This is a genomic window from Paenibacillus sp. FSL R7-0652 (genome assembly GCF_038595045.1).
Classification (GTDB): domain Bacteria; phylum Bacillota; class Bacilli; order Paenibacillales; family Paenibacillaceae; genus Paenibacillus.
Window position 1 is genome coordinate 3,881,339 of sequence record NZ_CP152001.1, and the last position, 22,703, is coordinate 3,904,041.

The window sequence follows — 22,703 nt, forward strand, 5'->3', positions numbered from 1 at the left end:
CTAAATGTTTGTGAATTTGTCCATATGCACAATCTGCCATTCATTCTGCTCTTCCGCAATGAACGTAAATCCCTGTCGCTCCCAGAAATCAACGGCTCCAGGCAAAAAACGATGGGTATGCAGGTATAACGTGGTATAGCGCATTTTGGTTACGATCCGCCCCAGCTCCTGAACCAGCAGTGAACCGATGCCGTACCTGCGATAAGCAGGATCGACATAACATTTGACAATCTCCGCTGCAGCGTTATCCGAGTACCTGCCTTTAATAACCTCAATCCGTCCATCATAAGGAACAATACCGATGGAGCCAACAATGCCTGCTTCGCCTAATCGGGCAATCAGAAAAACGGCATCCTCCCGGTGCAGATAATGTTCGGTAAACTGTTGAAAGTCTTTAGGCAATACGCTCGGATCTATCATGGGAAATACCTCACCGCGTACACGCATGGCAAACTCAATCGCCTCCTCAATCTCGTGGGACTGGACAGGCCTTACTACAACTTTGGTGTTAACTTCTGTCAAAAAGTCACTTCCCTTCATTCTCCATTTGGAGATGCCGCTTTCTTCTTAACAACTTCAGCCCCTCCTATCCATACGAATCAAATAAAACTATCAATCCGTCTATACTCCCGACCATTTTGAGAGAAGGCCCGCGCATTCTGATAGACTCCGCATACGATAAGGCGTATCACAATCTAAACTGGGAAAGGGGGGAAACCAATGTGGGTATGGCTTGGTACTGCAGCCGTTTTGATGTTGATCTTCATCTGGTTCACCCTTCGTTATACTGATCAAAGAGCAGCCAGCAAATTCGATCCTCACGCGCCCCATCAGCTGCTGATTAGGTTTAAGGAAGGTACAACACCAGATCAGATGCACACCCTTCATCGCAAAAACAAATGTAAAGTCGCTGAAACATATGAGGATCTCGGTTGGTATCGAATAGAATCACGTCAAAAAATGCACCGCATGCTCAAAAAGTACAAGGGTCATGACGTTGTTGAACATGTTCATCCAAACTACCTTGTAGAAGCTTCATTTATCCCGAATGATCCGTTCTTCCCCTACCAGTATAATCTGACTAAAATCAATGCCCCTGCTGCATGGGACCTCAATCAAAGTAACAGCTCAATTAAAATTGCTATCATCGATACAGGTGTTCAGTTAAACCACCCCGAACTTGCGGCCAAGCTCCTGCCGGGCTACGATTACGTTGATTATGACAGCATCCCTGAAGACGGAAACGGTCACGGAACCCATACCGCAGGCATTGCCGCTTCCATTACGAATAACGGTGTAGGCATTGCGGGTACAGCCCCTCTTGCTTCCATCGTGCCCATTCGTGTGCTGGATAACAACGGTCAAGGTACCATTGGCAATGTGGGTAACGGACTTGTTTTTGCAGCCAATAATGGCATACAGGTCGTTAATCTCAGCTTGGGCGGTCCAGCAGGAGATGCTTTCCTCCAGGCTGCTGTGCAGTATGCTTGGGACCGCGGAGCCGTCATTATTGCGGCAGCAGGTAATGATAATACGTCATTTCCCGTTGTGCCCGCCTCTTACCCCAACGTCATTGCCGTAGCGTCCACCAACTCGTCCGATCTGAAATCCAACTTCTCCAACTATGGATCCTGGGTCGATATGGCTGCACCAGGTGATTCCATTCTCTCCACTTACCTCGGGGGTTCCTACGCCTATCTAAGTGGAACTTCCATGGCAGCTCCACAAGTTGCAGGCGCTGCTGCTTTGCTCGCAGCTCAAGGCAGAACCAATGCCCAGATCCGGGATGCACTATGTTTTGCTTCAGACCCTGTTTCCGGTTCCGGGATCTATTGGACGTACGGGCGGCTGAATGCCTATCAAAGCCTTCAAGTACCTTAAACGCTCCATCCAGTCACTCCATGCAGAGAACAACTGCTTTTTGCTTCCCAAATCAAATGTGTTAAAAAACCATGGACCTCCTGTATCGGAGCGCTCCATGGTTTATACAGTTAATGCCGTTTCGTGTTATACTTTTGCTGCCCAGATTTCAATCTCAATTTTAATCTCGGGTAGACCTAGTGCCGTAATATATCCAATGACAAGATGTTCTATATTACTAAATTATATTAAATTCTATTTTATGGGTCAAACTCATACGATCATAAGAACACAGGAAGAACTTGATTTAGAAATACTGTGCTCCATTACTCGAGATAACTTCTTTGTACCAATGAAAGCTTTTCTTTCTTACTCTGCGAAATGTTCCGCTTCCATCGTTATTTCTGTCTACATAAATATAGCCATACCGCTTCTTCATCTCGCCCGTACCTGCACTGACCAGGTCAATCGGCCCCCAGCTGGTGTATCCAATAAGCTCTACACCATCCTGGATCGCTTCGGCCATTTCGGCAAAATGGCTGTTCAGATACTCAATGCGATAGTCATCTTCAACGGTATCATTGTCCAGCAGTACATCAGATGCACCCAGTCCATTTTCGACAATAAACAGCGGTTTGCCATAGCGGTCATGCAGCTGGTTGCACGTAATACGAAGCCCTTTGGGATCAATCGTCCAGCCCCATTCCGATGCTTGCAGATACGGGTTCTTCACTGAACCAAACACATTGCCTTCTGTGGAATTCTTCAAGATTTCCGGGTCAGCACTTGTACACCGGCTGGCATAGTAGCTGAACCCGATATAATCGACGGTATGCTGCTTCAAGATGTCGGCATCTTCCGGTTGCATCTCAATGCGAATGTTATTCTCCCTGAAAAAACGTTTCGTATAACCGGGGTATTCTCCCTTGGATTGTACATCAATGAAGAAAAACGATTCGCGGTCTTTATCCATGGCCTTCCATACATCTTCCGGATGTGAGCTGTAAGGGTAGACCATACCCGCAGCCAGCATACATCCAATCTGAGCATCCGGAACCATTTCGTGACAAGCTTTAACGGCCAGCGCACTTGCAACCAATTCGTGGTGAGCCGCCTGATATAATACCTGCTCCTTGTCTTCACCTTCCTGAAGCACAATACCTGCGCCGATATATGGTAGATGAAGCAGCATGTTAATCTCGTTAAAGGTCATCCAGTACTTCACCTTGTGCTTATATCGATTGAATAAAGTTTTGGCGTAGGTTTCGAAAAAACCGACCATCTTGCGATTTTTCCAGCCACCATAGTTTTTCACCAAATTCACAGGTACATCAAAGTGACAGATCGTTACAACGGGTTCAATGTTGTGCTTCAGCAGCTCGTCAAAGACATCATCATAAAATTGAAGTCCCGCTTCATTGGGCGCTGCATCATCGCCATTCGGGAAAATTCGTGCCCAGGCTATCGAAAGCCTGAGACACTTGAATCCCATTTCTGCAAATAACGCAATATCTTCCTTATACCGATGATAAAAATCAATTGCTTCATGTGAAGGATAGAACTCTCCTTCTTTGGGTTCAAACGAATCCAGGTTACCGAGTGCAATCGGATAACGATTAGGTCCAATGGGAATCAGGTCAACCGTGGTTAACCCTTTTCCCCCTTCAAGATAAGCACCCTCCAGCTGATTCGCAGCTGTTGCGCCTCCCCAGAGGAAATTTTCCGGGAAGGCCTTCATTTTTTCAAACATTGAAGTATTCCTCCTATGCATAACAAGCGTTCAGAATTCGATTCGATCAAGCTGAAATTAGCTCAGCACAGTAAGCAGCTTATCCTTCTCGTTCACACTTGCACTTTTAGTAGGGACCACGTCCAGATAATCGGACGTATTGGTGATAATAATCGGAGTAACGGTCTCATATCCCGCATCTTTAATGGCCTGCAGGTCAAACTCCATAATCAGATCACCTGCGTTGACACGGTCACCGTCTTTCACGTGGGCCGTAAAATGCTGCCCTTTTAACTGCACTGTATCTTGACCAATGTGAATGAGCATCTCTACGCCATCATCTGTGACAAGGCCAATCGCATGTTTGGTCCGATATACCGTCTGCACAACACCCGTGATTGGCGATACAACTCTACCGCTAACAGGACGAATGGCAATACCTTTACCCATGTGCTCTCCAGCAAACGTAACATCATTAATTTCTTTCAGTTCAACCACTTCACCCGCCATCGGGCTTACAATTTCATAACGGTTGTTAGGATTAGGATCAAGCACAGGCGCTGGTGCTGGAGCAGTCGTTTTTTCTACCGGATCTTTGAAACCAACGATATACGTCAGAATAAAACCAAGTACAAACGCAACCAGCGTAGCAACAATTGCCATGTAGAATGTAGAATCCAATCCGCTTTCTTTGTTAATAAAAGTTGGATAACCGAATACGCCAAGTCCGCCAATCATATATATTTTTGAACCGGCATATCCTAGAATTCCGCCTCCAATACCACCTGCAATACAGCTCATAATAAATGGTTTTTTCAACGGCAGTGTAACTCCGTAGATAGCGGGTTCAGTTACACCAAAGATACCCGAGATAAAAGCTGGAATACTAAGTGTTTTGATTTTCGTATTTTTAGTTCTCAGTAATACCGCAAGTACTGCACCAATTTGAGCAAATGAGGCGGCAAAGGACATCGCGACAACTGGATCAGCGCCTGACGTGCTGAGATTGAGAAGCGCAACCGGAACCAGTCCCCAGTGAAGTCCGAACAATACGAATACCTGCCATAACCCGCCGATAATCAATCCTGTAACGATCGGGCTTAATTCATAAATGTTGGTTGCTCCAGCACCAATTAACTGTCCTGCCCATGTAGAGATCGGACCAATGACCAGGAAAGTTGCCGGAACAATAACCAGTAAAGTAAAGAACGGTACAAGGAATGTGCTTACTACTTTCGGAATTACGTTTTTAAAGAATCTTTCAAGTCTTACAGCTACAAATGTAGCGATAATGATCGGAATAACGGATGAAGAGTACTCCATCAAAATAACCGGCATACCCAGGAACGTAATATGAATTGGCGATTCAAACAATGTGCCTGTAAATAGTGTATACAGCGGATCGCCTGTTTTAAGCCCCGCCAGCGTTGGATATACGAGAGAAGCACCGATGGCCATACCCAGGAATGGCGAACCACCGAATTTTTTGATTGCCGTATAACCCAGGAAGATCGGGAAGAAGTAGAACAGACAGTCACCGGTTGCTTTCAGCAGCTGATACGTACCGGAATCCTGTGTGATCCAGCCGAAGGCCACAAACATCTCGTTGAAACCTTTGATCATCCCCGTTGCTGCCAGCAATCCGAGGAGCGGTGTGAACACACCCGAGATCATGTCGATAAATCGACTGAACAATCCTACTTTCTTACCTGAATCATCCGCAGCTTCCTCGACCTGTCCTTCCGTCGGGAAATTGCCCGCTTTCACCACAGCTTTATACACATCCGGCACTTCGTTGCCGATTACAACCTGATATTGTCCTCCGCTCTGCATAACGGTGATTACACCTGGCAGATTTTTCAGTTCTTCCGTTTTAGCAGCGCTCTCATCTTTCAGTTTGAAGCGCAGTCTTGTCACACAATGGAATACGCTGTTTACATTCTCGCGACCACCTACACGTGACAGAATATCTTTTGCTAATTGATCGTAGCTGCTCATTGTCATTCTTCCTCTCTGAGTAGACTCCCCATGCCTGTGAAACAAAGAAAACCTGAACCACTGAACAAGCATAACGTACCGGAAATCCGGAAATCAGTTATGTTATTCAGCAATTCAGGTTTTGCCCTTAACGGTTGCAACCCTGTAAGGCTGTACACATTGGTATATAATTGGATTGATTAGCAGCATCATCTTCAATCCTGGGACCTCACGGCCGGAGTTGCCTGATTGAACAGTTACAATCCGATTAATGATGTATGCGCTTACTTCTTGGGATCATCATAGTACATCTGAACTACATTTGCAAGCTTTTTTTAAAAATATGCATTCAGACCGTATGATTACTCAGATGTGGAATGAACTACACGCTCAATATGAATTGTCAAATACATCAATTCTTCGTCAGTCAGTTGATAGGTGTAGTTATTTTCAATAAATTTCTTGATTTTAACAGAGCACTTATATGCATCCGGGTACTTCTTCTGAATCATTTGGAACAATTCCTCGTCATTGTTACTCCTGTAGTGTTTTCCCTTAACCAGCCGCTGTGCAAAAAACTTCAGGTGTGTAACAAAACGAGTATAGTTCAGCGAATTCTCATCAAAGTCCATTTTGAAGTGATATTTGATTATAGTCAGGATTTCCTGCATAACCTGCGTCATGCTGCGAATGTTAGGCATCTCTTCGTTCAGTGCCGCATTCACAAAATGCAGCGCCATAAATCCGGCCTCATCTTCCGGCAGAAGTACGCCAAACTGATCACAGATCATATTTAACGCCTCAAGCCCGACCTCATACTCGTCCTTGTACAGCTGCCTCGTTTCCCATAACAAACCGTTCCGAATCGGCAGATTGTTGCGATACCGCTCGATCGCAAAATGAATATGATCCGTCAGATGCAAATAAATGCTATCGTTTAACTTCTTGCCAAGCTTCAGCTTTGCATAGGCAATAATTTCCTCAGACACTTTCATATACTCAAGCGGGATACTTGCGATTAATGCCTTAAAGTTCTCCTGGATATCTTCATTTTGTAAAGTAAATATCTTGTCAACATGCTGGTCCGAGATCAGATCACCCGCCTTTTTCTGAAAAGCGATACCCCGACCAATAACAATAACCTCTTGTTCATCCTTGATGGCAACTACCGCATTATTGTTTAACACCTTCTCGATCTTCACTTCATCACTCCAATATACAGAAAAAGGCAAACCATACCTGCGTCTTGAGGTTACTGGACATGCCCTTATCTCATCAATGTAAACTTATATGTGCGTTCATGGTATTACATTTCCCTGGTTTATGCAACATAAACCGTTTCGAGCTGTTCTTCAAAGAGTTATCACCGTTTTTTATTGCGGCGGTCTCGCTCCAACTCTGCCTCAATCTTGCGGTTAATGACTTCCATTCTCTCAGACGACATCCCATCTACCTCCTTGAGAGCTTGTTCCATCTCATACTCTTCTGACTCTTCCTTTTTCATTAATTTCAAATGATTTTTAATGGCCTGAATGTCCTCACGCATATACTGGGTCTGTCTGTACTGGTCAATGACTACTGCAAAGATGATCGCACCTACAATAATCGGCCCATATGGAAACAATATACACAAAACTGCACCAACCAATAAAAGCATTAAAAAGTACATTCGTCTCCTCCTTTTGGGTGATCTGGTGAGTTGTCATATACTACAAACTGAAATACTTCTGGATTAATCGTGCGGTTTGATCTGGACTTATATTTGTATTATTTATCCGAAGATAACGTTCATGTGTAATCTCACCCGGTTCGGAATTTAATCGGTAATCGTTCATGGAATCCAACAAATCCTGTTCAGACCATGCCAGATCTCTTTTCGTCGGTTTATGCTGCAGCCGATTCTCACTTTTGTTGCGTTCCAACCGTTCAAATACTTCTGCCTCGAGCTCTACGTAACACACCTCAGCACCCTGAGCCGTAAACATGTCGGTAAGATGCCGAATGTAAGCACCGTCTTGTTCAAGATCAAAGGCCCATACATAAGTGAAAATAAGGCCGGGCAGCTCGCTTTTGGCAGCAGCCTGAAACATTTCCTCCCTGAATAATCCGACCAGACGCTTCCCTTCCGGAGTGCCGTAACTAAAAAAAGGCGATACCAAATCAATGGTCATATGATTATGAAACAACTTGAGATCCGAGATTTTCTCCAATTCCTGTCCAACAGTCATTTTCCCCACGGCCTGCGGCCCAAAAATAATAACCAGTTTCAACATGTTTCCCCCTCGCCAGATGTCTTTATATGCTCAGCAGTACTGCGTTTTCATCCATAAATTATATTTATTGGACATTAATTCATCATACCTGTTATGCCTCAAATAAAAAAGAGATTTCAAGTTCCCCACAAGAGGAGCTTGAAATCTCTTTATACTTATTCACCTATTTTTCTAGCCCAATTAGACTTAACTACCGTCCGATGAGGACCCATCCCCATTTCAATCGACGGAGACCCACGGCACACAACCAGGAGAGAAGCAGTGCTGCAATGTAAGATAATACAATACCAAGGCCGAAATGGCGGGCAAAATCATCGGTGAGTCCCTGTCTCCAAAACAGTAAAATTAAAGGATGGATTAAAAAGATACCAAATGCCACCGTGCCCAATGAGTCCGCAAATCGAGACACTCTATATTCCTTTCTTCGCTCTCTTGTACCCACTCGTTCGCTCAGAATCAGAAGCGTTAAGCATGCAGAAAGGGTGAATATATTTCGTATAAGGAACAGCACGATATAGGCCACCGTCGGCCATTCCATCAATGCTGTCTTAATGTCGTCCGCGGCATACATGGAAATCGCCGCTCCGGATATAAGTGCGGCCAGCAGTACATAACGGAAATGAACCACCTTTTTCATCATCCATTCAAAGTTCAGTCCAATCCAGGCTCCGAATCCGATTACGATGAAATAACTCGGAAGCATACTGCCTGTTCGTTCGAACTGAAATTTCAAATGTAATGCGTAAAAAAGTGCTTGACCCGCTATAAAATACAAAGGCATATACCGCTTAAACCAAGGTTGTTTTGTCAAAGAAAGCAGCCAAGGAAATACGATGTAAAATTGAAGAATAATTAAAAAAAAGTACAAATGAGTATGGGCAGTCCCCAGCACCAATTGCTTCGCCAACTGCATGCTCTCTGCCAGTGGCTCCCTGCCTGCAATCCATTTTTTAATCACAAAATAGATTAGAGACCATGCCACGTATGGTACAAATATGTAAAACATGCGCTTCTTATAGAAGGACATTACCCAGCCCTTCTCGTCCATCTTGACACTATAGTTATAGAACAAAACCAGGGAAGACAAAAATAAGAAGGCCGGCACTGCAAATTGCAAAAATGTGTTCCAAAAGTAAAACAAATCATGATCAAACGTGTTTTTCGGATAATGCGCAACGGCTGTTGATGTTGCATGAATAGCTACAACTGCCATAATGGCGATTGCACGGTATAGATCCAGATACTCTATACGCCGGGGTCGATTAACGGGTTGACTCATACATATAACCTCGCTTGTCTCTGATATGAAAGATAGTTTCCGGCTGCAATCCAGATTCCAAATCTTATTTTAATCAGCTGGCGAGGAGATTACAATCTTAATTTCTATCATTTTTCGACAAATTATTTATGTATCAGTCTATCTATGAATAATTTTGCATTTTTCCAGGAAGACATCTGGGGAAAAGCATACTGTTCACGCTGCTGTTTATTCCACGGATGCGGGATGCAGATGACTTTTCGTCCACTTTCGAAAGCCGGAACCAGATTATGCGGCCCGTCATCAATCAAGAGATCAAAAGCCAACAGGTTTTTACGTTTGCATGTCATAAACTGTTCCAGTGTAATAAAAGGCATGTGCCGCTGCAGCCAGTTCCACTTCTCCCCTACCGTTCTCGGTTCAGCCGCTGTAACAATAATCAGATCATAAGCATCGTTTAACTTTCGCATCTCTTCTACTACATACTCATCATATAACTCCAGCTCTTCGAACAGTCCGGGTCGCCCGTAAAATACGTCATGTGTGCTCTCAGGATGACGTAAGTGAGTTGTGTCCCAGTGAACCATATCTTCATATTGAAGCGGATGGGTCGGGAAGCTTATGTTGTTATGGTAAATCGCCCGCTTGACCAGATGACAGATCGTGTCATCCATATCTACGGCTATAATCGGTTTTGTCATCGTCATTCCTCCCCCAATACGAACACAGTATATCATCTCAGGCGGGATGCAGTCATTCTTTTTACATATGAGCTGTATAAAAAGATACATAAAGTTCATTTTAAAAGAAACAGGCAGCATGCAACATTTTCCTTTTGATCCACGTTTATAAATATATCCGGGCAGCAATATCTAATAAACTTACACTTATCGACCAGGAGGAATACTCATGAAAAAATATGTTTCTATCACCGCAGCGATCGCTTCTATGACACTATTGTTATCTTCGGCACCTTCTGTATTGGCAGCACCCGCTCCGGTATCTACAGTGCAGGAGACACAGAGTACACTGAAACTGGATCAAAAGGTAACCAAACAATTAACGGATGCAATTACGGCAATCGCAGGAAAACAGCCGATTCAATTCACATCCGTAGAAACCGCTTTTGAGAATTGGATTGTTAACAGCAAGCTGACAGGAAAAGCTAAAGCAGATATCATACAAGAGTATGATTCCAAAAAGGGAAAAGTCACCTCCACGTTGATCACTTACAAGGCTGATGATCTTGAAAGCGTTATGGATGAAGCGCTGCGAACCCAAATAAAAGCATTTCTGAAGTCTTTTGATAAAGATAACAAATTCCAAACCGAAGCCTTCTGGCGTGTGAAACAAGCCGTGAACGACGGCGGACTCAAAAACTATTGGGTCATCTGGGGTCCTAAACAAAGTCTGTACGTGGATGTAGATCACAACAACCAATTATCTGCAAGCATTCAATATAATATTAAAGATGCACATGCTTCATTGACCAACAAAGCCCGGAATTCCGTCAAAACCCTTGGCATTTCGCCTGTAAAACCGTTTGACTATGCGCAGCTTACGAAAGAAAACAAAGACACCCTATGGAAATATCGGGATGACAGCAACTTGAACTATGTGGATATCGGTAGCGAAACCGGGAAGGTATGGAAGGCTGCAAATGAGCTTGGTCAAGACTGGAACAATGATGCTGATTTCAAAAAATCATTTGCCAAACCCAAGCTGAGTAAAAGTAAAGCATTGTCGGCTGCGGCACCAAAAGTAAAATCCATCTTCGGCCTTCAGCTGAAAGGATACAGCGTGCATATTAAAGATAATGAATATACCTTCAAGAAAAAAGGTAAAACATCTATTATCGGAAAGATCAATAAAAAAGGGACCTTCTATTCGTTTGAAGCAATTCCCGTGAACGGGGTACGGAACTAACAGCCGCATATAGACCGCAATTTTCTCAACCTTTCTTTCTTTTTCGTTTACTTTCTCGGCTAATAAAAAATGCTCTCCTTTCCAATCAGGAAGGCTGGTTCAAGCACCATCCGGTTGGAGGAAAGCATTTCTCATCAAGCACTGTATAAATCGCTTGTTCTATACAAGGCCCCTTATCTCGCGAAGGGGCTGTTTTTATTGTCCAAAGGTAACGTTAATCTGTACAATCTCGGAACGGCTGCTTGTACGGATGGGCGGTCCCCAGAAACCAAAACCCGAGGTAACGATGGAATGCATGGAGCCTTTTTGCAAATAACCCCAATCATTCTCATAGATCGCCTGCGTAATAAATTGCGCAGGAGCAATCTGGCCTCGGTGGGTATGACCGGATACAACCAAATCCACCTTGTTCTGCTCTGCAATATCCAAATCGTAGGGCTGATGATCCATCATGATCACAGGCTGACTCAAATCGGTATTCTGCATGAGCGCGGCGACGTCTGCCCGATCCTGCTCGGTCCGATCCTTACGTCCAATCAGCGTGATTTTGTTATCCAGCGTAATTTTGTCATCATACAGCACCTGCATATCGCTTTTCTCCAGCGCTGCAATCAGATCCTCAATGGGTCCATCAAACTTGTCATGGTTGCCTAGAGAAGCGTATACGCCATAAGGAGCCTTGATATCACGGATGATATCGGCAATACCACTCTTTTCGTACATCGCCAGATTGTCATCAATCAGATCACCGGGATACAATACAAGGTCCGGTTTGAGAGCGTTAATCTCCTGTACCATCCGCTTGGCATGAGCAGGCCCTGACAGCAGACCAAAATGCATATCGGCAGCCATAACAATGTTAAGCTTGTCGATGCCCTCTACCTTTTTATCGATCTGAATCGCATACTGCCTGACAACTGGAGAGTACGCATTAAAAATGCCATAGCCCATTGTAGAGATAAGCAGGACAAGTGTAACAACTCCCGCCCATTTATGCGCGTGATGCCTCGGGATACGTGTTAACCGCAGCAGCCACAACGTCAGGTGCACAATCGGCAGAATGAGAAGTAAGAGCGAAAAAATCGCCAGCCAGTAGGAACCAATTATACCGAGAAATGATATGCTGCCGAACAGCCGCGCCAAAATAAAAGAAACCGCCAGAAACACCAGTGCTGTAACATACAACCAGCGAAATCTGGCCGACACGACCGGTTTCATCCAACTCCAGCCGCTCCAGCCTATGTAGAAAACTAATAATCCATATACGAGCAAAAATATAATACCTACGAGTACAAACATGCCTGGCCTGACCCCCACGTTCTAATGTGATTTACTGCATCATTAACCGGACACATGTCCGTCTGAACTAGTATAACGCAAACCAAGGGACTCCAGCATCTTATTACAATGCTAATATAGGTACATTTTATTACAATTTGGTGATATTTAATTTTAAGCAATTGATAATGCTGAATTGCTGCTGCTATTCTTAGAAATTAATTGGCAAAAAAAACACCTCTGCCGCCTTCCCCAGAGTAAACTCTATAGGATGGAAGCAGAGGTGTTTTATTTATAAATTACTCGTTGGTGTCCATCCACTGGAAGTGGAATGAACCTTCTTTGTCCACACGTTGGAATGTATGTGCACCGAAGTAGTCACGCTGCGCCTGCAGCAGGTTTGCTGGCAAACGCTCTGTGCGGTAGCTGTCGTAGTAGGACAATGCGCTGGAGAAGCCAGGCACCGGAATGCCTTGTTTTACCGCAGCGGCCACCACTTCACGCCATGCATCCTGATAGGATTCCACAATATTTTGGAAGTATGGATCGAGCAGCAGGTTTTTAAGAGCTGCGTCTTTGTCGTAAGCTTCCTTGATGTTCTGCAGGAACTGCGAACGGATGATACAGCCACCGCGGAAGATCATCGCGATGCTGCCGTATTTGAGATCCCAGCCGTATTCGTCAGATGCGGCACGCATCTGTGCGAAACCCTGCGCGTAGGATACGATCTTACTTGCGAACAGCGCTTTGCGCACGTTCTCGATGAACTCTTTTTTGTCACCGGAGAATGATTCTGCCTTAGGTCCGTTCAGGATTTTACTTGCTGCGATCCGCTCGTCTTTCATGGCAGACAAGAAACGGGAGAATACAGATTCGGTAATCATGGACAAAGGTACGCCGAGATCCAGCGCGCTTTGGCTTGTCCATTTGCCTGTTCCTTTTTGTCCAGCTGCATCCAGAATGACATCCACCATCGGTTTGCCTGTTTCCGGATCGTATTTGGAGAAGATGTCCGCTGTGATCTCGATCAGATAGCTGTCAAGTTCCCCCTGGTTCCACTCTGTGAAGATTTCATGCAGTTCCTCTACCGATACGTTCAGTACCGATTTCAGCAGGTGATATGCTTCGCCAATCAGCTGCATGTCACCATACTCAATACCGTTATGCACCATTTTCACGTAGTGTCCCGCACCGTCAGGTCCGATATACGTGCTGCACGCATCATCGCCTACTTTAGCGGAGATTGCTGTTAGAATCGGCTCTACCAGCTCATACGCACTTTGCTGACCGCCAGGCATAATCGCAGGACCTTTCAGAGCACCTTCTTCACCGCCGGATACACCCGCACCGATGAAGCGGAAACCTTTGGCTTCCAGGTCTTTGCTGCGGCGCTGTGTATCAGGGAAATACGCATTACCGCCATCGATAATGATATCTCCTTGATCCAGGTGAGGGAGCAGCTGCTCAATGGTTGCATCCGTAGCTTTACCCGCCTGCACCATAATCAAAATTTTGCGCGGAGATTCCAAGGAAGCTACAAATTCTTCAATAGAGAATGTACCAATCAGGTTTTTACCATCTGCTTCTTTCAGAAGATCATGCGTTTTCTCCGGTGAACGGTTGAATACCGATACCGAGAAACCTTTGCTTTCAATATTAAAAGCCAGGTTTTTCCCCATTACTGCAAGTCCAATAACACCGATCTGTTGTTTACTCATTATGTCCTCCCGATACTCCATGAATTTATATATCTATTTCGTTAAAGCTTTTTCAATCGTATGGCTGTTATTGTACTGTTTTTTTCCAGTCCGCTGCAAATTTCTCCATCCCTTGATCAGTCAGCGGGTGTTTGGAAATTTGTTCAATAACAGAGAATGGTACCGTAGCAATATGTGCTCCAGCCATCGCTACACGTGTAACGTGATCCGGATGTCTCACGGATGCAGCAATGATCTGAGCATCCAGATGATGTGTACGGAACAATTCAGCCACTTTGGATACCAGCTGCACGCCATCTTCGGAGATGTCGTCCAGACGTCCCAGGAACGGAGATACATATGTTGCGCCTGCGCGAGCAGCAAGCAGTGCCTGATTCACAGTGAAAATCAGTGTAACGTTTGTTTTCACACCTTTTTTGGTCAAATAACGGCAAGCTTCCAGACCTGCAAGCGTCATTGGCAGTTTAATCGTGATGTTTTTGTCGTTGTTGTTGATTTTGATCAATTCGTTTGCTTGTGCAATCATTTCTTCAGCCGTCAGCGCATCTGGCGTTACTTCAGCGGAAACGGACTCCACGTCAGGAACAAGTTTCAGAATTTCTTCGATGCGGTCTTCAAATTTCACGCCTTCTTTGGCTACCAATGAAGGGTTAGTCGTTACACCGGACAATACACCGATTTTATATGCTTTTTGAATGTCTTCTACGTTAGCTGTATCAATAAAAAATTTCATAACTGAATTACCTCCGATTATTTTGGTTTTGTCTTTTTTTGAATTAGATGCTGCCGTTAACTGCCATCGGAACATCGCTGTCTTCCTGAGAAATCAGCTCAGATGGCTCATCAAACCACCAGTGGTGGCCATCCGCCTCCAACATGGCATCCGATTCCGCCGGACCATAACTTCCGGCAGCATACAAGTGAAGCGGAAGCAGATTTTCGTTAAATGCATCCAGAATTGGCTGCACCCAAGCCCAGGATAACTCAACTTCACCCCAATGTGCAAAGAATGTGGGATCACCGTGGAGCGCATCGCGAATCAAGTTCTCGTACGCTTCTGCCAGATCTCCCTGATTTGGAGCAAGATCAATATGAACTGGCTTGAATTCACCTTTGTTCTCAGGATCACTCGCATTCAGCTGCAGCGTCATGCTTTGATCCGGACTCATCTCGATCACGAGCAGATTCGGCTTCGAACCATTGTTCTTGATCAGATGGCCTTGACCCGAAGGTTCTTTGAACTCAATCACAATTCGTGTTGATTTCTCCTTCATTCTTTTACCCGTACGGATGTAAAACGGAACACCGCGCCAGAAGAAATCATCAATTTGCAGCTTGGCAGCGATAAATGTGTCATTCATGGTGTTCTCGGCTACCCCAGGTTCCTCTGTATAAGCATGTACCGGTTTACCTTGGATGCTGCCTGCAGCATACTGTCCACGAATGATGCTTGCGCCAACGGTTTGCTTCTCCAATGGCTGAATGGACTCCATAATATGTTTTTTCTTCTGTCCCACATTTTCGGAAGTACTGTTATACGGGAGCTGAATAGCCATCATCATCAGCATCTGCAGCATATGATTCTGGAACATGTCACGCACAGCGCCAACATGATCATAATAGGATGCACGTTCTTCTACGCCCACAGTCTCATTGGCTGTAATCTGCACATTGGAGATGTAACGATTGTTCCACAGGGCCTTCATAATTGGGTTGCTTTGATGAAGTGTCTCCAGTTTCTGCACCATCGGTTTGCCCAAATAGTGGTCGATCCGATAAATCTCTTCCTCGGTGAACGATTCACTGAGCTTGCGGTTGAGATCACGAGCGGACTGCAGGTCATGACCAAACGGCTTCTCAATAACGAGACGTTTCCAACCTTGCGTGGAACCCAGCCCGCTTGCTTGAATATTTTCTGCGATCGGTTCGAAAAATTCAGGACCCACCGACAGATAGAACAAGCGATTGGACGGAATACCAAGCTCAGCCTCTCTTTGTTCAACCAAATGCAGTAACTTTATATAATCTTCCTTATGACTGATATTCAATACACTGTATCGAAAAGCTTTCACAAATGATTTGACCGAATCATGATCTCCCTGGCGTCTGGAAAACTCATGCAAGGATTTTTCCACTTGAGCCTGGAAAAATTCATCCGACCACTCTCTGCGGCCCATGCCGATTAGGGAGAAGGTTTCAGGAAGCTTTTGCTCAAGATATAAATTATATAGGGCAGGATATATTTTTCTTTTGGCTAAATCGCCAGTAGCTCCAAATAAAACGATTGTAGTTGGTTCCATCTTACCGTGCTCCTTCCAAGTAACTCTGGTTTCTTTACTGTAGTTACACTATAATACGTTTTATAGCTATACAAGTAATTAATATATTTCACAGGAGCTATAGACGATATCTATGACAACAAATTACGAACTATATAAAGTCTTTTACTGGGCCGCCAAAACAGGCAGTCTGACCCAAGCCGCCAAAGCCCTCTACATCACGCAGCCAAGTGTCAGTCATGCGATTAAACAGTTGGAAGACAGCTTTGGACTCACCTTGTTTTATCGGAACTCCAAGGGTGTATCGTTGACTCAGGAGGGTGCCAGCCTGTATTCCTATATTGAACAGTCTCAAATTTTGATTTCCCTTGCGGAAGAAAAAATGGCCGCGCTGAAAAATTTGGACAATGGAGAACTCCGGATCGGCGGCAGTGACTCCCTGTTCAAACACTACATGTTATCGTATATAGAGGAGTTTCATATTCAGTATCCTAATATCAAGCTGCATCTGAGCCATGGAACCACGCCAGAAGTCATTACGTTTCTGAAGGAAGGCAAGATCGATCTCGGGGTTGTCCGCATGCCCATTGTGGATCCACAATTGGAAGTGAGAGAGAGCATTCAGCTAAAAGATTGTTTTGTTGCTGGCGAACGATATGCTCAATTGAAAGGCAAAGTGCTCACCCTTGAAATGCTGCTCGAACATGAACTTATTCTGTTCTCCCGGAACAGCCGGGTGCGGATGGCTATAACCGAACTGTTTAACAGCTATAATTACACATTAAAACCAGAGATTGAGGTCGGCAGTGTTGACCTTCTGATCGAATTCGCCCGCCGCGGCCTGGGCATCTCGTATGTTACACGTGAATTCATCTCCAAAGAGCTGGAGGAAGGTTCTCTCTTCGAGATCCAGCTGGATGTTCCGCTCCCTCCTTCTCATGTAGGCATTATGACGAAACGAAACATGCCGATCTCTTCTGCGGCCAATCGTTTTATGGACTTGATTTTCAAAGGGTAAGTGGATAATCTAATCGATGGAATTATAAAAATGCATCATAAACAGCCCCAAGGTCCAATCAGGACCTTTGAGGCTGTTATTCTTTGTTCTTTATTCTTTTGAAGAAAGACAACCCAAATCTATCGTAATACGATGGACGGTATGCCGGCTTTAATGACTGACCAGATACGAAGCATCCAGAATCAATGCGACTTTACCGTTACCCAGAATGGTCGCACCAGAGAGATGATTCATTGCGCCGAGATACGCGCCCAGCGATTTGATCACTACTTCCTGGTTCCCGATGATCTCATCCACGGCGTAGGCCGCAATTTTGTCGACGGAACGAATAATGACGAGTGGAATCGTTTTGGAATGACGATCCGAACGTGGATACTGCAGCTTGTCGCACAACCGGTAAAAAGGTACAATCCGCCCATGATTAAGAATGGACTGCTGTCCCTGGATCATCTGAATATCCGACGGTTTAATACGTACAATCTCGGCCACGTTATACATTGGCAGAATCAGCACCCTTCCAGATACGTTCACCAGAAGACCCTTGATTATGGCCAGAGTAAGCGGTAAACGAATCGTAAACGTTGTGCCGACACCTACCTCCGTATCAATATCGATAATGCCATTCAGCCTTCCGATCTGGCTGCGCACAATGTCCATACCGACACCTCGGCCCGATACATCACTAACTGTCGAAGCTGTCGAAAACCCGGGCTCAAAGATCAGATGAACCGCTTCCTGGGCATTCAAACGCGCGGCCTGCTCTTCCGTTATTATGCCTTTTTTCAATGCAGAAGCTTTAATCTTTTCTCCATCAATGCCCTTACCATCATCCGAGAAACGAATAACAACATGGTTCTCTTCATGGTACGAAGTCAGCTTGATCCGTCCTTTGGCGGGTTTATGATGAGCTGCTCGAACTTCTGCACTCTCAATGCCATGATCCGCGCTGTTTCGAATCAGATGGATCAAGGGATCGCTGAGTTCTTCGATAATCATGCGGTCCAGCTCCGTTTCGCCGCCTTTGATCACGAGTTCAATATCTTTGCCAAGCTTCTGCGACAAATCCCGCACCAGCCTCGGAAATCTGTTCAGCAGCTGCTCAATAGGCAGCATCCGTGTTTTCATCACTCCGTCCTGCAGCTCCTTGATCACGCTGCCCATATGATCGGACACGCTGCCAATACGCTGCAGCACAGGAGATGCTTCCTTGCGGACGCCGGTACTGCTCAAATCCGCAAGTGAAGTTTGATCGATAAGCAGTTCACCAACGAGATTCATCAGATGGTCCAGACGTTCAACACTTACACGTACGGTCGGCTGGGATGACTTCATTTTTTCATCATGGGGCAGGGCGGGAGATTCGGGTTTTTCTACGGCAGCTCCCAATTCGGATTCTGCCCGTTGAGCAGTTACAGCGATCTCCTCCGCTGCCGGTATATACGGGCTGATGTCCATGCTTCGAATGTCCGAATCCCCGGATAACGCCATCTCCATCTGATGCTGATTCAGAGAAGAGGCTGTAATCATCACAAACTGGCTGTAATACGCCTCTTCTCGTTCTTCTTCCCCCTGTTCCTGAATCGAGGAGGCTATTACCCTTCCACAGGTATCTTCCACCCGTTTGCGCAGAATATGATATCTCGCCGCTTTCATCAAACAGTCTGAGCTTAATACAATTCGAATAGCGAAAATCTGTTGGCCCAATTCCAGTTCTTTGTTAATCTGTTCGAGTGCTGCAAGCTGCAGTGCGGGCGGTTTAAGCTGCCCAATGGAAACAGGCTGATGAATCAAATCTTGTATCTCTCTTACTACCGCACGAACATCGGAATATGCTTCTCCCTTCACATACTGGTCTCTAAGAGCTTTCATCGCATCCAACGAGCGGAACAGCGTATCAATCAATCGGGCATTTATTTCCGGTTTCTTGGACCGTACCCACTCCAGGGCATATTCAACCTCGTGTGTAAGATCACTTAATTCACGAAAATCCATCGTGGAGGCTGAGCCCTTAATGGTATGAGCTGCCCGAAATAAGGTCTGCACCAGTTCCACCGAAGGTGAAAGTTCAAGTGCAAGCAGTGACTGATCCATCCGTTCCAATTGATCGTTCAGTTCTTCAATAAATATGTCGCGATAGGCAGACAAATCCATCATTGGTGTATTCCCTCCTAACCGCCCAATATTTCATCCAGCTTCAAAATCCCAACCAGATTGTCTCCCTGTTGACCAATGCCGTGAAAAAACGATTCAATGTGACGTCCGTGACCACCAGCAGGCGGATGTATATCCGAATAAGTTGTAACTTTCCTGACTCGATCTACAATCAAACCAATATACTCTTCCTGATAGCGCACTACAATGATTCGGGTCGCCCGAGTGTCCCGTTCATCCGGCATACCCAGCAGGCTGCGCAGGCTCATCACACAAACGACCTTACCGCGCAGATTCATAACCCCTTTAATTTCAGGCCTGCTGAAAGGAATATCTGTAATGCTTTGCATTTTTATAATTTCATGAATTTCTTCGATACGAATGGCACAGGTCTCTGCCCCGACCGACAGTTCGATATATTGTTCTACCTGAAGTGAAGACATCGTTTCACCCTCAATTCGTTATAATTACTGGGTTTTGAAAGCCGCGGCAGATCGAGACAACTCTTCAGCAAGATGAGCCAGCGATTGGCAGGTTGCCGCCGTTTCTTCTGATGCCGCTGCCGACTCCTCACTGGATGCCGAGATGGATTCAACCGAACTCATGACCTCGGCCGCTTGAGCTGCCTCTTCCTCACACGCAGCTGCAATCTCATTCACTTTCTGCGAAGAATTGTTGACCATCTCAACGATCTGATCAAAGGCCTGCCCCGTTTTGGACGATTGCGCCACACTATCCGAAACCGCTTGTACGCTTTGTCGCGTATTTTCCTGCATCACTTTGATGATCGTTGTGATTTCTTTCGTCGCTTCACCGCTGCGCTCAGCGAGTTTGCGAACTTCGTCAGCTACAACCGCAAAACCTCTTCCCTGCTCTCCGGCACGCGCTGCCTCAATCGCTGCATTCAGTGCAAGCAGATTGGTCTGTTCAGCAATGTCGTCAATAACCTCAATGATGTCGCCAATTTTGCGGGAATCCTCTTCAAGCTTTGCCATTTTCGTATTCACAGCCTGCATGCCTTCAAGAGAGGTCTGGACAACATGACCTCCTTCTCGGGCAGTCTTCACGGTATCATTCGACAGCTCGGCGGCTTCCTCAGCACTTGCAGCTACAGAGTTAATGGCCAGAGACAATTCCTTGAACAGCTCCGAGATGTTGGAAGCCTCACTCGATTGACTTGTACTTGTGCTTGCAATTTCCTGAGTACTTGCTGAGATCTGTTCCGACGATGCTGCGACGCTCTGTGAATTCAACACAATGGTATTGATTAATTCTCGCAAATTATCCACCATGCGGTTCATTGCAAAGGCCAGTTGACCCACTTCGTCTTTGGAAGAAATATCAGATTTCAGCGTGAGATTTCCGTTAGAAACTTCGGAAGCCAGACTGAGCATAGCCATAAGAGGTCTGGAAATGGAGCGAGAAATTACGAATCCGATAATAATACTGAAAACAACGGACCCGATGACTAAAATCATGGTGACAGTGAATGCGTTGGAGTATGCTTCTTTAGACTTCGTGTTGTTCTGTTCCGCCAGTTTCACGTTCAAATCCACCAGACTCCCTAACGTTGCCAGCGCTTCATCACCAGGAGGTTTGAGTGTTGCTTTCAAAAAAGTCAAAAATGTTTGATCATTATTGCCTTGCGCCAGTTTCATACCTTCGTCAAACACCTGCATATAATTTGAATACTGCTTATCAAATTTGCTAAGAATTTCTGATTCTTCGGGGGTGGTAGCTAGAGGACGATAGCCTTGGATTTGATTGTCAATGGTATCTCTAAGGGAATTAATATTTTGAACAATTCGAGTCTGCTCTGCAGCATCCTTTTCATAGTTAAGATCACGTATATTAACCCGCATTCTCTGGTAATTCGACTGCGCTGCGCCTAGTTCTCTTACTGACATCAAATTGTTGTTGTACATTTCCTTACTCCGTTCATTGGTACTTCTAAGAGTAGTGATAGAGTACACTCCAAGAATCGCAAGAATCATAGATACAACCATGAAAGCCGAGATAATCTTTGTTGCTGTTTTCAAGTTGCCAAACCACTTCATTTGATCTCCCCCTAAGTTCTTTGTCCAGTTATGTAAAAAAAGTGTGCTAATCCATTCTATGGATCACTCTCTAGACAACATACGATGTATTTCGACATAAATATTATAAAACTGAATAGAGAATTTTTATTTTTGTAAAATTTCATTTTTATGTATTTTAATTATAATTATATAGACTCTTGTTTAAAATGTTAAATACACTAATAGTTCAAAAATGCATGATAAAAATTTCATTTTCGCGAAATACATTTCCTTATTATTACGATCCTTTCTTACATTGATTATCCGGGCGTAACATATGCTTTTTTTGAAGTAGACCTATATTGTTGTCCATAGTTCTTCCGACTAACGTCCATTACAATTAGGCTAATATTTTTTCATCTATCCCCCTTACCCTCCCATCATCAGTCAGTCAGTCTCAGCAAAGAACTGAAGAGAATCGAATCGATTGTTGTGTCTGCTATTCTTAATAAAAAAATTGCAAGCGTTTTTTTTCAATCGCAGTTTCTCAGAAAACCTTAAGAGTTGGCTTGTTGGTAATTATCTAACTGTTTGAGCTCTTGTCCTCCAACAACAATGAGCCAAAAGCTAATTGTTGTTGGAGGACTTACGTCCATGCTTTCGTCATACTAATGCGTACCAACTCTTTTAACGGTGCACCAACGATTTGAAACAATTGTCAGGACAATCTTGTCCGTATGCTTATATTTCTGAACCTCTCCGTGATTGTTCTACAATCCAGGAACCGATACGTAAGGCATTTGCAACTGTAGTGATCATCGGGTTAACACCGAGACCTGTTGGAAAAACGCTCGTGTCTGCAATAAATATATTTTTTATATCGTGCATTCTACCATATCGATCCGTGACGGAAGTAAGTGGATCATCCCCCATTCGACATGTACCCATTTGGTGGTCTCCAAAAAGATCAACGAGTGCCTCATTAAGACGAAGATTTTCATCAAGGGGAAATCCATACTCTTGATGATACACATCAAATGCTGTCTTCATCCTTTTCTTCATGAGGCTGAACAAACAGCCGACTCTCTTAGAGAGTCGGCTGTTTTCTCTTTATGGATCAGATGTAGTGGCATGAAAGAGCTGCGCTAACAGCTGACTCATCCCCTCAATGTAAGTCGTTTTTTTGCTAATACTATCGTTTTAGTGTGATGCATACAT

At 44.7% G+C, this 22,703-nt stretch carries 19 protein-coding genes and 1 pseudogene; 3 read left to right on the forward strand and 17 right to left on the reverse strand.

All coding sequences use genetic code 11. The annotated features are described in order from the left end of the window. Entirely contained in the window at window positions 1-522 is a 522-nt protein-coding gene (locus tag MKY97_RS17095) for a GNAT family N-acetyltransferase (protein WP_342551531.1), read from the reverse strand. Between the two features lie 198 nt (window positions 523-720). Here MKY97_RS17095 and MKY97_RS17100 point away from each other — a divergent pair, with 198 nt between their 5' ends. Beyond that, complete coding sequence (locus tag MKY97_RS17100; protein ID WP_342551532.1) at window positions 721-1,881, forward strand: S8 family peptidase; 1,161 nt, start codon at window positions 721-723, stop codon at window positions 1,879-1,881. 126 nt (window positions 1,882-2,007) lie between these two features. Here the strand turns inward: MKY97_RS17100 and MKY97_RS17105 are convergent. The 8 genes and pseudogenes from MKY97_RS17105 to MKY97_RS17140 all read right to left on the reverse strand — a co-directional run. Continuing rightward, window positions 2,008-2,085, reverse strand: a pseudogene (locus MKY97_RS17105) (RidA family protein); the annotation flags it as partial. 82 nt (window positions 2,086-2,167) lie between these two features. After that, window positions 2,168-3,610 carry a 6-phospho-beta-glucosidase gene (locus tag MKY97_RS17110; protein ID WP_342551533.1) on the reverse strand — a complete coding sequence of 481 codons (1,443 nt, stop codon included), beginning with the start codon at window positions 3,608-3,610 and terminating at the stop codon, window positions 2,168-2,170. A 57-nt stretch (window positions 3,611-3,667) separates the two neighbouring features. Continuing rightward, window positions 3,668-5,587, reverse strand: coding sequence for a beta-glucoside-specific PTS transporter subunit IIABC (locus MKY97_RS17115; RefSeq protein WP_342551534.1), 1,920 nt, complete (start codon window positions 5,585-5,587; stop codon window positions 3,668-3,670). A 341-nt stretch (window positions 5,588-5,928) separates the two neighbouring features. After that, window positions 5,929-6,768, reverse strand: a complete 840-nt coding sequence (locus MKY97_RS17120; protein ID WP_342551535.1) for a PRD domain-containing protein — start codon at window positions 6,766-6,768, stop codon at window positions 5,929-5,931. Window positions 6,769-6,929: 161 nt separating this feature from the next. Then, window positions 6,930-7,235: a hypothetical protein gene (locus MKY97_RS17125; protein WP_342551536.1), complete on the reverse strand. Its 306-nt coding sequence runs from the start codon at window positions 7,233-7,235 to the stop codon at window positions 6,930-6,932. 40 nt (window positions 7,236-7,275) lie between these two features. Continuing rightward, window positions 7,276-7,836: an AAA family ATPase gene (locus MKY97_RS17130; protein WP_342556371.1), complete on the reverse strand. Its 561-nt coding sequence runs from the start codon at window positions 7,834-7,836 to the stop codon at window positions 7,276-7,278. A 193-nt stretch (window positions 7,837-8,029) separates the two neighbouring features. Next, the gene (locus MKY97_RS17135) at window positions 8,030-9,118 is read right to left on the reverse strand and encodes an acyltransferase (protein ID WP_342551537.1); all 1,089 of its coding nucleotides are present in this window, start codon (window positions 9,116-9,118) and stop codon (window positions 8,030-8,032) included. Between the two features lie 122 nt (window positions 9,119-9,240). Next, window positions 9,241-9,798 carry a hypothetical protein gene (locus tag MKY97_RS17140; RefSeq protein ID WP_342551538.1) on the reverse strand — a complete coding sequence of 186 codons (558 nt, stop codon included), beginning with the start codon at window positions 9,796-9,798 and terminating at the stop codon, window positions 9,241-9,243. A gap of 208 nt (window positions 9,799-10,006) precedes the next feature. On the opposite strand from MKY97_RS17140, the gene MKY97_RS17145 reads away from it, so the two are divergent. Next, window positions 10,007-11,023 (forward strand): hypothetical protein, encoded by a 1,017-nt coding sequence (locus MKY97_RS17145; RefSeq protein WP_342551539.1) that lies wholly within the window; start codon window positions 10,007-10,009, stop codon window positions 11,021-11,023. A gap of 195 nt (window positions 11,024-11,218) precedes the next feature. On the opposite strand, the gene MKY97_RS17150 is transcribed toward MKY97_RS17145, so the two are convergent. The 4 genes from MKY97_RS17150 to zwf all read right to left on the reverse strand — a co-directional run bounded on the left by MKY97_RS17150 (window position 11,219) and on the right by zwf (window position 16,319). Next, on the reverse strand, window positions 11,219-12,322 hold the full coding sequence (locus tag MKY97_RS17150; protein WP_342551540.1) for a metallophosphoesterase: 1,104 nt from the start codon (window positions 12,320-12,322) through the stop codon (window positions 11,219-11,221). A gap of 278 nt (window positions 12,323-12,600) precedes the next feature. Then, a complete protein-coding gene (gene gndA, locus MKY97_RS17155; protein WP_342551541.1) occupies window positions 12,601-14,019 on the reverse strand; it encodes an NADP-dependent phosphogluconate dehydrogenase in 1,419 nt (472 codons plus the stop codon). A 67-nt stretch (window positions 14,020-14,086) separates the two neighbouring features. Further along, complete coding sequence (gene fsa, locus MKY97_RS17160) at window positions 14,087-14,752, reverse strand: fructose-6-phosphate aldolase (RefSeq protein ID WP_342551542.1); 666 nt, start codon at window positions 14,750-14,752, stop codon at window positions 14,087-14,089. 43 nt (window positions 14,753-14,795) lie between these two features. Further along, window positions 14,796-16,319 carry a glucose-6-phosphate dehydrogenase gene (gene zwf / locus MKY97_RS17165; RefSeq protein WP_342551543.1) on the reverse strand — a complete coding sequence of 508 codons (1,524 nt, stop codon included), beginning with the start codon at window positions 16,317-16,319 and terminating at the stop codon, window positions 14,796-14,798. Window positions 16,320-16,431: 112 nt separating this feature from the next. Between zwf and MKY97_RS17170 the strand changes: the two genes are divergently transcribed. Next, window positions 16,432-17,316, forward strand: a complete 885-nt coding sequence (locus MKY97_RS17170; protein ID WP_342551544.1) for a LysR family transcriptional regulator — start codon at window positions 16,432-16,434, stop codon at window positions 17,314-17,316. A gap of 150 nt (window positions 17,317-17,466) precedes the next feature. On the opposite strand, the gene MKY97_RS17175 is transcribed toward MKY97_RS17170, so the two are convergent. From MKY97_RS17175 to MKY97_RS17190, 4 genes are all read right to left on the reverse strand, one after another. After that, window positions 17,467-19,470: a chemotaxis protein CheA gene (locus MKY97_RS17175; protein ID WP_342551545.1), complete on the reverse strand. Its 2,004-nt coding sequence runs from the start codon at window positions 19,468-19,470 to the stop codon at window positions 17,467-17,469. Window positions 19,471-19,484: 14 nt separating this feature from the next. Beyond that, on the reverse strand, window positions 19,485-19,910 hold the full coding sequence (locus tag MKY97_RS17180) for a chemotaxis protein CheW (RefSeq protein ID WP_342551546.1): 426 nt from the start codon (window positions 19,908-19,910) through the stop codon (window positions 19,485-19,487). A 24-nt stretch (window positions 19,911-19,934) separates the two neighbouring features. After that, window positions 19,935-21,524 carry a methyl-accepting chemotaxis protein gene (locus tag MKY97_RS17185; protein ID WP_342551547.1) on the reverse strand — a complete coding sequence of 530 codons (1,590 nt, stop codon included), beginning with the start codon at window positions 21,522-21,524 and terminating at the stop codon, window positions 19,935-19,937. 702 nt (window positions 21,525-22,226) lie between these two features. After that, complete coding sequence (locus MKY97_RS17190) at window positions 22,227-22,535, reverse strand: GMC family oxidoreductase (RefSeq protein WP_342551548.1); 309 nt, start codon at window positions 22,533-22,535, stop codon at window positions 22,227-22,229. Between the last annotated feature and the right edge of the window lie 168 nt (window positions 22,536-22,703).